Raw genomic sequence first — 11,463 nt, forward strand, 5'->3', positions numbered from 1 at the left:
GCGAGGCTCCGTGAGCGCCTAGGTGAAGATCCGGTCCGGGTCGAAGGTGTCCTCGGGCACCGGCGCGCCGAACATCCTGAGGCGCTCGGCGAAACGCGGACGCACCCCGGTGGCGCAGAAATGGCCCATTACCTTGCCGTCGGCGTCGACGCCGGTCTGCTCGAAGCGGAAGATCTCCTGCATCGAGATGATGTCGCCTTCCATGCCCGTGATTTCCTGCATGCTCACCACCTTGCGGGTACCGTCGGTCAGGCGCGACGCCTGCAGGATCACGGTAATGGCCGAGCAGATCTGCTGGCGGATCGCGCGCGGCGTCAGGTTCACGCCCGCCATGCTGACCATGTTCTCGAGACGCGCCAGGGCGTCGCGCGGCGTGTTCGCGTGGATCGTCGCCAGCGAGCCCTCGTGGCCGGTGTTCATGGCCTGCAGCATGTCGAGCGCCTCGGCGCCACGCACCTCGCCCAGGATGATGCGGTCGGGCCGCATGCGCAGCGAGTTGCGGACCAGGGCGCGCTGCGTCACCTCGCCCTTGCCCTCGATGTTGGGAGGGCGCGTCTCGAGGCGCACCACGTGCGGCTGGCGCAGCTGCAGCTCGGCGGCGTCTTCGATCGTGACGATGCGCTCGTTGCCGGGGATGAAGCCGGAGATCAGGTTCAGCAGCGTGGTCTTGCCGCTGCCGGTACCGCCCGAGATCAGGATGTTGACCTTGGCCAGGCCGAGGCTTTCGAGCACCTTGATCATCGGCGGCGTGACGCTCTTCAGCTCGAGCAGGTTCTGCACCGTGAGCGGGGTTGCGCCGAAGCGCCGGATCGACACCAGCGGCCCATCCACCGCCAGCGGCGGAATGATCGCGTTGACGCGCGAGCCGTCCGGCAGGCGGGCGTCGACCATCGGGCTCGATTCATCGACGCGGCGTCCCACGCGGGAGACGATCTTCTCGATGATCTTCATGAGGTGGGCATTGTCGTGGAAGCTGATGTCGGTCAGCTCCAGCCGGCCGCGCCGCTCGACGTACACCTTGCTGCAGGTGTTGACCAGGATGTCGGAAACGGTCGGGTCGTTCAACAGCGGCTCCAGCGGCCCGAAGCCGAGCATTTCGTGCTGGATGTCGAGCACCAGGTGGTGCCGTTCCTGCTGGTTCAGCACGATGCGCTCTTCCTCGATGATGCGCTGGACCAGCAGCGCCAGCTCGTGCTTGAACTGCTCGCTGGTCAGGCGCTTCAGGCGCTCCAGGTCGATCCGGTCGAGGATCATCTGGTGCATGGTCTTCTTCAGTTCCTGGTAGGCCTGTTGCGCCACTTCCGGCAGGGAGTGGTGCTGGCGGTCCTCGTCGGTTCCGGACAAACGCTCGCGCAGGGACATGGATCGTCTCCTTCAAAGTTCAGTCATCGCCTTCGCCGCGCCCGAACAGGCGGTCGAGCAGGCCCTTGGTCTCGGTTACGCGGCGTGCGGTCACCACTTCGACCAGATCGGCCAGGCTGCGCGCCGCGGCGCTGCCGCGCGACAGCTGCAGGACGGGGATGCCCTGGTTGACCGAGTCGGTGACGGCGACGTAATCGTTGGGAACGGTGTGCAGCACCTCGGCGCCGAGCGCCGCGTGCAGGTCCTGCAGCCGCAGGCGTCCGCCCTTTTCGTAGCGGTTGACGATCAGGCGGATGTGATCGGTCACATAACCGAGCGAGCGGAAGATATCCAGCAGGCGCCGCGCATCGCGGATATCGGGCAAGGCCAGCTGCAGCACTGGGTAGATCGCATCGGTGCTGTCGAGCGCGCGCAGCGAGACGGCATCGATCTGGCGGCCGACGTCGAGCAGGATGTAGTCGTAGTGCTGGCGCGCCACGCGCAGGATGGTGTCGATGTGTTCGGGCTTGGCTTCGCTCGTCTGGCCCGGATCGTCGGCCGCGGCCAGCACCCCGAAGCCGGGCGCCACGTGCACCAGGCAGGATTCGAGAAAGGGGCCGTCGATGCGTGCGATCTGCTGGCAGACGTCCGACAGCGTCATGGCGGGCTTCTGGTCGGACACGTACAGCGTGGCGTCGCCGAACTGGCGGTGCAGGTCGATCAGCAGCACCTTCTTGTCGGCCAGCGTGGCGAGCGCGTAGCCGAAATTGGTCGAGATGAAGGTCGCGCCGCTGCCGCCCTTGCAGGCGATGAAGGCAAGGATCTTGCCGTCGCGGCTCGATGCGACGCCGGCGCTGGCGGCAATGCGGTCGATCGCTTCGTGCAGCGCGCGGTGCACCAGCGGCAGTTGCAGCACTTCGCGCACGCCCGCACGCATGGCGCGGATCAGGAGTTCGGGGTGGTGATTGTCGGTCAGCAGCATGAAATGCGCCGCCGAGTAATGGCGGGTCAGTCGCTCGAGCAGGTCGCCGTCGGCGACTTCGGCTTCGCTGGTATCGACGATGACGAGGCTGGGCGCCTCAACGAGCGGGCGGTCGAGCGCGTCGCGCAGGCTGGCGCGGCTGGCCGCGACATTCAACGGCGGCACGCGCGCAGCTCCTTGGGAGGCGATCTCCGCGTAAAGCTGGGTATCGCGGCTGATCAGCAGGGCTTTCATCGGGGTCCTCGGAACAGCAATCGGTCGGGTCCATATCGGGTTGGGGCGGTGCGCGCTGAAGCCAGTCAGGCAAGCGCTGCATCATTTGGCGCCGCTCCCGCCAATCAGCAGCTGCACGGGCTGCTGCCGATCGGCTTCCTTGAACGAACGCTGGTAACGCTCGCGGGCCGCGAGGGCGGCTGTGCCGTCCACGCCGGAGGCGGGGTTGGCGTTCGCCGCTGCCGCCGGGTCGATTACCTGGGCCGCCAGGTTGGCGCGCACCGAGGCGCCGAAGTTGTCTTCGAAGTGCGGAGTCGCGCTGCAGCCTTGCAGCAGCAGGGCCGCCAATGCCGCGGTCGTGGCCGCGAGACAATTGCGTGTGATGACCATCGCTTCCTCCTATTTCAGTTCGAAGCCGCCGGCGCTCTGCGAGGGATTCGGGGCCGGCACCGGGGTCGAGGCGGCGGCCGTGCTGACCTCCGGCGCCGGGCCGTCCAGGCGACCGCCGAGCAGGACGGCGGCGCGCGACGGCACGCCCACCTTGTCGGTCGGCAGCACGTAGCCCGGGCCCTGCAGCGGCTTGACCAGGTGGGCCGTGATGACGAATACCAGTTCGGTACGGTCGAGCTGGTAATCGGTGCTGCGGAACAGCGCTCCCAGCACCGGAACCTCACCCAGCACCGGCAATCCCTTCAGGTTGGTGACCAGGTTGTTCTTGACCAGGCCGCCGATCACGAAGCTCTGGCCGTCGTACAGCTGTACGGTGGTACTGGCGCGGCGCGTGGTCACGACCGGCAGGATCGCGGCACCGCTCGAACCGCCGGTCGAGATGCCCACGCCTTCGCGCGACAGTTCCGAGACTTCGGGCGCGACGTGCAGGTTGATGCGCCCTCCTCCCAGCACGGTCGGGGTGAAGCGCAGGCCGACGCCGAACTCCTTTTCTTCCAGCGTGACGCGATTGTTGTCCTGGGCGACCGGCACGTAGAATTTGCCGCCGGCGAGGAAGGTGCCTTCCTGGCCGCTGATCGCCATCACGTTCGGTTCGGCCAGGATGCGCACCAGGCTATCCTGGTTTTCCGCATTCACGTTGACTCCGCCTTTGGCCTTGGCGGCCTGCAGCGATCCGTGGGCATTCCCGGTAATGAAATTCGACAGCAGGGCCGCACCCCAGCTACCGCCCCCGAAACGCCAGGCGGCGCCGGCTTCCAGCCGTTCGAGCAGGGATTTCGATACCTCGGCGACCTTCACTTCGAGCTGCACCTGTTGCGGCGCGCGAACCGACAGCAGGTTGATCACCCGCGCGCCCGCCTGGTTCGCGTTCGACGTGCCGCCCGCATTGGTGCCGTTGGCGCCACCCACGGTGCCGGGCGCGGCTTCGTCCTTGTCCGGCATGGCCAGCGGCCGCAAGGGCCGGCGCACATAGGCATTCGCCAGGGCGACCACACGCTCGACGGCATCGGCGTCGCTGACGGTACCGCTCAGCACCAGGGTGTCACCGGCGGCCAGCACCTTGATGTCGCGCTCTTCCGGCAGGGCGGCGGCCAGCGTGGCCTGTACGGCGGACGGATCCATCGCCACCGTGATGTCGAGCATGCTGCAAACGCCGCTCTTGCCCTGCACGATCATGTTGGTGGTGCCGACGTCGACGCCAGCGATATACAGCGTGTCCGGCGCCACCAGAATCGCCTGCACGACCCCGGGGTTGCCGACGCTGCGGTGCTGGACCGCCTCGGGCAGCCGCATCAGCTGGGACTTCCCGACCTGCAGGGCCAGCTGGGCGGGCCGCGCGGCTTCGCCCTGGCAGCGCGGGCCGGCCTCGGAGCGCACCGCGGACGGATTGTCGTTCGCCTGCGCGGCGGTCTTGGCGGCGGCGAGCGCGGGTCCGGCCATGGCCATGGCCAGGCCGGCGAAGAGAACACGGACGATCGGCGTATGCATCAGACTTCCGTTCATGGCATCACCCCGGGATAGGTTCAGAAGCATTCCTGCGCCGTGCGCAGGCCGTTGAGCACGGTGACGCAATCACGCTCCACCTTGGCCGCGGTCTTGACCACCACCGGCACCTGGCGCACCACCACGACCGGCTTGGGCGCGGGCTTGGGCGGCGGCGCTTCCGGCAGTAGCGTCAGCTTGGTGGCGCCCAGGGTGGAAGCCGATTCCGGATCGACCTGGTTGCGCAGGGCCAGCGACAGCGTGCCCACGCTGCGCGCCAGGTCGAGCTTTTCGGCCTGCTCCGGCGTGACCTCGAGCGTGACCGCGTTGACCACCTTCGGCTTGGTCTCGTCGCGGTTGACTTCCTGCGCCACGGCCAGCACCAGGATCCGCTCCAGCACGATCTTCGAGATGCTCTGCTCACGCGCGCCGGATCCGGACGGCACGTCCTTCTGCATGCTGACAATGATGTCCACATAATTGCCGGGCAAGGCGAAGCCGGCCACGCCGATCACGTCGTTGACGCGCACGGTGATGGCGCGCTTGCCCTCGGTGATCAGGGCCGACAACCCGCCCAGGGTGCCGGCCGGCGCCAGCTTGGCTTCGCTGACCGGCTCGCCCATCACCAGGTTGCTCTTGAGGACGCGGCCGCCCAGCTTCTGCGGATCGGTGAAGGCGCCCTTCGGCACACTGTGGGACGGCCAGTCGGCCAGCTTGAACATCTCCGGCGTCAGGCGCTGGCCGAGACTGATGTCGACCGCGGCCACGGCGATCCGTCCCGCGGCGGAGCCAGGCTGGCTCAGGAGCCAGCGCGAGGCGAATACCACGGCCGCCAGGCCGAACAGGATCGCGACTGCCATCATCGCGAGGGCACGCTTGTTCTTCATTTACGCCTCCGGTTCGCAAGCAATGAACATGCTGCGCCAGGCCTGCTCGACCGTCGCCACGGTCAGGCGCGCATCGTGCCCGGCAAAGCCGGCGAAATCGGCGATCCTGTCGAGCAGCTCGCCCGGATAGCAGGCCAGCAGCGCCCGCCCCGACTGCGCGTGCAGGTGCTCGATCAGGTGATCGGCGGCGGCGTCGTCGTACTCGATGCGGCGCAGCCGGCACTGGCGGCGCAACAGGGCGCGGTAGGCCCCTGCCGGCCAGGCACCGATCGCGGCCTTGTAGCCGATCCGGCGCAGGGCCGCGTCATCGAGGATGGCGCCTGGCGCCAGGTTGGTGGCGAACACCACGGCGGCATCGAAGGGCACCGCTTCGGCCTGGCCGCCCTGCAGCGAGAGCTGGTCGATGCCGGCATCGAGCGGGCCGATGAAGCGGTTCAGGAGCTCGGCGGCCTGGATGCGCTGGCGGCCGACGTCGTCGATCACCAGCATGCCGTTGTTCGCCTGCAGGTGCGGCGGCGCATGGTACAGGCCTTCTTCGGCGTCGTAGCGCAGGTCGAGCATCTCGCGTCCGAGTTCGGCGCCGACGTGTACCAGCGGACGCTGGCAGACGGTCCAGCGGGCGTCGCAGCTGCGCCGTTCTTCCTGCTGGCGCGCGGCCAGCGGCGGCGCCACATGCAGCGCCGGATCGTACAGGCGGATCACCTGGCGGCCGACGGTCAGCGCATACGGCACCGCGATCGGGCCCGGCAGCAGCCGTCCGAGCCTGCCGGCCAGATGGCTTTTGCCACTTCCGGACGGACCGTGCAACAGCAGCGAACGGCGCGCGTACAGGGCGGCGCCCAGCACCTCGCGCGTGAGCGCGGCCAGTCCATCCTCGCCCAGCGCCGCCGCCAGCTGGGCCGGCGTCACGCGCTCGGCCTGGGCATGGCGCAGCGCCTGGCGCTCGACCACGACGCGATAGGAAGCGAGCGTGACCGGGGCCGGGCCGACATAGCGGCAGCGCGCCAGCGCATCGGCCGCCCCGCGCTGGCCGATCCCGGTCAGCTGGTACTGCATGTCGATATCCGATTCGCCGCACCAGGCCACCTCCACCTGCTGCTCGGCGATCAGGGGATTGAGCACTTCGCGCAGCACGTTGATGGACAGGCGCAGCTTGCCGGCCAGGACCGCCAGCGGCGCCTTGCCGCTGGCCTGGATCGCCTTCAGCACCAGATCGGTGACGAAGCGTGGCTCCAGGCCGGTGTCGCGCACCGTCTTGGGCTGGCGCGGCAGGATGGGCGCGATCTCCGGAAGGTCCGGCGCCGCCATGTGCGCGGCGCGCGGCGCCGTCGCGATACTGCCAGTCGATAGCGTTACAAGCATCGGAATCCCCTAGAAACCTCATGTTTTCCGAAACAGATCGGATTGATTCTAGCGAGCGCTCCCCGGCCCGCTCTTGCGTTCGGCCAAAAGCGGACTCGGCCTTAATGACGGACCAGGACCGCAATCGTTCCGAGCGCGATCGCCAACCCATACGGCATCGCGCCGATACTCGGCTGCGCCGCCGGCATCGCCAGGCGCGCGCCCGGCATCCAGACCGTGCACAGAATGCCTTTGACATTGACCAGGACCTGGCGCAGGCGGCCTTTGGCCAGCACCAGCAGCAAGGCCATCACGCCGCCGACGCACCAGCTCAGCACGGCAATTTCGAAGGCATCGCCCGGCCCGACGAAAGCGCCGACCACCGCCATCATCTTGACGTCGCCGGCAGCCATCCCGCGTGCCAGGTAAAACGGCAGGAACACCGCCAGGCCGACGCCCATCCCACCGAGCGCCGCCAGCAGCGAGGACAAGGGATCGGACGACAGCAAATGCAGGCAGGACGCGCCGGCCAGCCCGGCCAGCAGCAGGCGGTTCGGGATCCGGCGCGTGGCCAGGTCGTTGACGGCGGCAATGCTCACCAGCAGAAGCAGGACCACGTCGAGGTACTCTTCGATCGGCATAGCCTCCTCCAGAAGAAAAAAAACCCTCCGGACGACGTGTCCGGAGGGCTCCACTGCCTTACGTACCCGACGGTGCCGAAGCGCCCAGCTTGCCGTTGATGTCGGTGAACAGCTGCTTGATACCGTTGCCCAGGACTGCAGCACCACCGGCAACCACGACACCGATCAGTGCAGCGATCAGGCCGTACTCGATGGCGGTCACACCGTTCTCGTCAGCCATGAAGGTTTTGACTGCAGAGGCGAAAGTGCTCATGTGAAACTCCCATATGGTAGGTTAATGAAGACAACCCTGGCCGGAAGCGCTGACTGCAACTTCAACTGCAAAACCACGTCGACTGCTGCGCTTTTAGGCTGACTGCGCCGTGTTCCGGGCCAGTGAGTTCACTATAAAAGGTGATGCCGCACAGCAAGTTGACTGCACACAAGTTTTCCAAAGGGAACTATTTTTTGTCGATGAGAATCATTTCCCCACGCTTCGGGCAGGTGGATCGGCGAAATCCTTGAGAAAATCCCTTGAGGACAAAAAAATTACTTTTGCATAATTGCTTATAATGCAAAAAAGCGATATGCTGTTTCGCTTGCTCTTTGTGACATACCAGATACCTGCGAACGCGACGGCGGCTGTTGGCCCGCAGGTCGGTGGATTACATTGCTGAGAACAACATGGACTCGCTTCTGAAACACATGGTGGACATGACCGGCCACCGCGATCACGCGATGCTCGACATTTCCGTGATCTCGGCAGTGCAGGAACTGGCCGGCGCTGCGCAGACGCGCATCCTGAGCATCGCCACCGTGGCCGGACAGCAGTACCTGCGTTCGCGCGCATCGATCCGTGCCGGCGGCAAAGCCCGCCTGGAAGACACGCCCGAAGGCGCACTTGGCGAGCCCATCAGCCTGGAACTGGCGTGCTGCCTCGCCGAACATCGCGGCAGTGCCGAAGCCTGCGGCGCCGACGGCAGCCGCACCCTGTGGCTGCCGATCTGGTTCGGCGACAAGGCCAGCACCTGCCTGGAGCTGCACAATGACCGGCCCTTCTGCAGCGACACCATCCATACCGTCGGCGGCATCGTCGGCGTCTACCGCAATTTCCAGAACCTGCTCGACTACAGCGAACGCGATTCGCTGACCGGCCTGCTCAACCGCAAGACCTTCGACGACCAGCTGGCCCGCATGCTGCACGGCGCCCACGAGCACGACCCGCGCCTGCCCGGCCTGGCGGAAAGGCGCCAGCCGCACGGACCGGAAAAACAGTGGCTGGCGGTGGTCGACGTCGACCACTTCAAGGCCGTCAACGACAAGTTCGGCCACCTGTACGGCGACGAAGTGCTGATCCTGATCGCCAACCTGCTGCAGTCGTCGTTTCGCGTCCAGGACCGGGTATTCCGCTTCGGCGGCGAGGAATTCGTCGTGCTGCTGCGTTCCACCACCCTGGAAAACGCCTGGAAGATCATCGAGCGCTTCCGCACCAACGTCGAGAACCACGAGTTCCCGCAGGTGGGACGGGTCACGGTCAGCGTGGGCTTCGTGAGCATCAGCGCTTTCGAATCGCCGGTGGTGACCCTGGGCCATGCCGACCAGGCCCTGTACTACGCCAAGAGCAATGGCCGCAACCAGGCCTGCCACTACGACGACCTGGTCTCGCACGGCATGCTGCAGGCGGTGGCTTCGAACGACACCGCCGAATTCTTCTGATACCGGGTTAAAGCCTCAGGCCGCGAGCGCCATGAAGCGCAGCGGATCGACCTTCCACTTCTCGGCCGATTCGTGGCGGACGATCTTGTCGCCGCCGCCGAAGCCCAGGCCGCGCGCCAGGTCCACGGTTTCCGGCTTGATGTAGGTCTGGCTCTTCGTGCTGAAGAACACGTTGACCTTCGGCGTGAGCAGGCTGGTTTCGTGCGGCTCGGCCACCACCCCGAGGCGTCCCGATTCCAGCAGCACCAGGGTACCGGCCGGATAGATGCCGACGCAGCGCATGAACTCCTGGGTCAGCGCAGGATTGAAGTGGAACTTGCTCCACTCGTACATCTTGCGCAGCGCTTCGGCCGCCGGCATGCCCTTGTGATAGCAGCGGTCGGCCGTGATCGCGTCGTAGACGTCGACGATGGCGGCCATCTGCGCCAGCTCGCTGATCTGTTCGGCACCCTGGCGGTCCGGATAGCCGGTGCCGTCGCGGCGCTCGTGGTGATGCAGGGTGATGTCGAGCGGGATAGCCCCGATCTCCGGCGAGCGGCGCAGGATCTCGACACCGTCGCGCGGGTGGCGGCGTATCACCTCGAATTCCTCGTCGGTCAGGCGGCCCGGCTTGTTCAGGATATGGTCCGGGACCAGGGCCTTGCCGGTATCGTGCAGCAGGCCGCCGATGCCGGCCTGGTAGATGGTCTCGTCGTCCATCTTGCGCGAGCGGCAGAAGGCGACCAGCAGGGTGCACACGCTGACCGAATGCAGGAAGGTGTAGTCGTCCTTGTTCTTGATGTACGAAAGGCCCAGCAGGGCGCTGGCATTGCGCAGGATCGAGGCCGTGATGTTCTCGACCACCGGCGACACCTTGTCCATCTCGACCGCCTTGCCCAGGCGCGCGTCCTGCATCACGGTCTTCACCAGGCCGGCGGCCTGGCGGCGGATCGCGACGGCGCGATCGAACTCCTCGGCCAGCGTGCTGCGCAGCGGTGCCACCGGCCTGGCCGCGATCGCCGCCACTTCCTCCTCGACCGTCGCCGCCGCCTCCTCGACGGTCGGCGCATCGCTCAGGTCCAGCCCCTTGCCGCAATCGATGACCACGCCGCGGATGCCGGCCTGGACGATCTTGCGGATTTCGTCCTCGCTGCCGATGACGAAACGGTTACGGACGAAGGGATGTTCCATCCAGCCGCAATCGAGATCGTGGATGGCCATCCCCACGCGAAGTTGTGAGGAATCGATTTTCTTGAGCATGGGGACACAAACAGGGGTGTGTTAATCTCGCCGCGTTTCGAGGCGCTTTCAGTATAACAACTGTTCAGCTTGCACTTGCCATAGGCAAACTACTTTCAGCGGAATGTATCCTTAAAGATACAAATATTGATTCATGGAATTACGCCAGCTCCGCTATTTCGTCGCCATCGTCGACCATGGCTCGCTCTCGCGCGCGGCGCTGGTGCTGCATGTGGCGCAGCCGGCCCTGACCCAGCAGCTGCGCCAGCTGGAAGATGAGCTGGGCGTGCAGCTGCTGCACCGCTCGGCCCAGGGCGTGGTCAGCACCGATGCCGGCAAGGTCTTCTACGAGCACGCGCTGGCGATCCTGAAACAGGTGGCGGACGCCCAGGCGGCCGTGGTCCAGTCGGCCGAACGCCCTTCCGGCAGCGTCACGCTGGGCCTGCCCCACAGTATCTCGGGCGCGCTGGCCCTGCCGCTGCTGACTGCGATCCGCCAGCGCTATCCCGAGATTACCCTGCAGCTGACCGAGGAACTGACCGGCAACCTGGCCGAGCAGCTGCGCGCGGGCCGCGTCAACCTCGCGGTGCTGCTCGACGACGGCCAGTTGTCCAGCTTCGCCACCACCCCGCTGGTCGAGGAAGAGCTGCGCTTCATCTGCCGCGACGACGCGCCCTGGGCCGCCGGACGCGACAGCCTGGCGCTCGCCGAAGCGCTGGACGCGACCCTGATCCTGCCTGGCCTGCAGCATGGCGTGCGGCCGCGCATCGAGAGCACGGCGCGCGCCGCCGGCCTGCATACGCGCGGCGTCATCGAAATCAACTCGATCGCGATCCTGAAGTCGGCGATCCTGGCCGGCATGGGCGCCACCATCCTGCCGGTGGCGCCGGTGCAGGCCGAAGTCGAGCGCGGCGCGATGCGGGCTGTTTCGATCCACAGCCCCTCGATCTCGCGCACGGTGGTGCTGTGCACCTCGAAGAACATCCCGCTGACGAATGCCGCCGCCGCGGTCAGCCGCCTGGTGGCCCAGGTTGCGACGGAACTGTGCGCCAGCGGCGCCTGGATCGGCGCCCGGGCCCTGGCCGGTTGATGGGCCATCATTTTTTCTTATAGCCCCATCCCCATTCCGTATTTCCGTATACGTCAAGTTGTCTCTACACTTCGGGCAAAGCCAAAAAACCGGCACCCGGCCCGCTCCCGCCACCGCCTACCC

Annotated in this window: 11 protein-coding genes; 2 read left to right on the forward strand and 9 right to left on the reverse strand. The window is 66.5% G+C overall.

What is annotated here, in order from left to right; translation table 11 throughout:
* Positions 1-18: 18 nt before the first annotated feature.
* The 8 genes from AC1DOQ_RS02560 to AC1DOQ_RS02595 all read right to left on the reverse strand — a co-directional run bounded on the left by AC1DOQ_RS02560 (position 19) and on the right by AC1DOQ_RS02595 (position 7,590).
* On the reverse strand, positions 19-1,362 hold the full coding sequence (locus tag AC1DOQ_RS02560) for a TadA family conjugal transfer-associated ATPase (RefSeq protein ID WP_442122954.1): 1,344 nt from the start codon (positions 1,360-1,362) through the stop codon (positions 19-21).
* 19 nt (positions 1,363-1,381) lie between these two features.
* Complete coding sequence (locus AC1DOQ_RS02565) at positions 1,382-2,557, reverse strand: CpaE/TadZ family protein (protein WP_477359980.1); 1,176 nt, start codon at positions 2,555-2,557, stop codon at positions 1,382-1,384.
* 81 nt (positions 2,558-2,638) lie between these two features.
* Positions 2,639-2,926 carry a hypothetical protein gene (locus tag AC1DOQ_RS02570; protein WP_477359982.1) on the reverse strand — a complete coding sequence of 96 codons (288 nt, stop codon included), beginning with the start codon at positions 2,924-2,926 and terminating at the stop codon, positions 2,639-2,641.
* A gap of 9 nt (positions 2,927-2,935) precedes the next feature.
* A complete protein-coding gene (locus tag AC1DOQ_RS02575; RefSeq protein ID WP_477359984.1) occupies positions 2,936-4,489 on the reverse strand; it encodes a type II and III secretion system protein family protein in 1,554 nt (517 codons plus the stop codon).
* A 20-nt stretch (positions 4,490-4,509) separates the two neighbouring features.
* Positions 4,510-5,355 (reverse strand): Flp pilus assembly protein CpaB, encoded by an 846-nt coding sequence (cpaB, locus tag AC1DOQ_RS02580; protein WP_477359986.1) that lies wholly within the window; start codon positions 5,353-5,355, stop codon positions 4,510-4,512.
* On the reverse strand, positions 5,356-6,717 hold the full coding sequence (locus AC1DOQ_RS02585) for a P-loop NTPase family protein (protein WP_477359988.1): 1,362 nt from the start codon (positions 6,715-6,717) through the stop codon (positions 5,356-5,358).
* 101 nt (positions 6,718-6,818) lie between these two features.
* A complete protein-coding gene (locus AC1DOQ_RS02590; RefSeq protein ID WP_477359990.1) occupies positions 6,819-7,337 on the reverse strand; it encodes an A24 family peptidase in 519 nt (172 codons plus the stop codon).
* A 58-nt stretch (positions 7,338-7,395) separates the two neighbouring features.
* A complete protein-coding gene (locus tag AC1DOQ_RS02595) occupies positions 7,396-7,590 on the reverse strand; it encodes a Flp family type IVb pilin (RefSeq protein WP_477359992.1) in 195 nt (64 codons plus the stop codon).
* Between the two features lie 410 nt (positions 7,591-8,000).
* Here AC1DOQ_RS02595 and AC1DOQ_RS02600 point away from each other — a divergent pair, with 410 nt between their 5' ends.
* Positions 8,001-9,032, forward strand: a complete 1,032-nt coding sequence (locus AC1DOQ_RS02600; protein WP_477359994.1) for a GGDEF domain-containing protein — start codon at positions 8,001-8,003, stop codon at positions 9,030-9,032.
* A gap of 15 nt (positions 9,033-9,047) precedes the next feature.
* Here AC1DOQ_RS02600 and AC1DOQ_RS02605 read toward each other — a convergent pair whose 3' ends face one another.
* Positions 9,048-10,271, reverse strand: coding sequence for an HD-GYP domain-containing protein (locus AC1DOQ_RS02605; protein ID WP_477359996.1), 1,224 nt, complete (start codon positions 10,269-10,271; stop codon positions 9,048-9,050).
* 133 nt (positions 10,272-10,404) lie between these two features.
* On the opposite strand from AC1DOQ_RS02605, the gene AC1DOQ_RS02610 reads away from it, so the two are divergent.
* On the forward strand, positions 10,405-11,340 hold the full coding sequence (locus AC1DOQ_RS02610) for a LysR substrate-binding domain-containing protein (protein WP_477359997.1): 936 nt from the start codon (positions 10,405-10,407) through the stop codon (positions 11,338-11,340).
* Positions 11,341-11,463 lie beyond the last annotated feature (123 nt).

Source organism: Massilia sp. 01N417 (genome assembly GCF_056399645.1).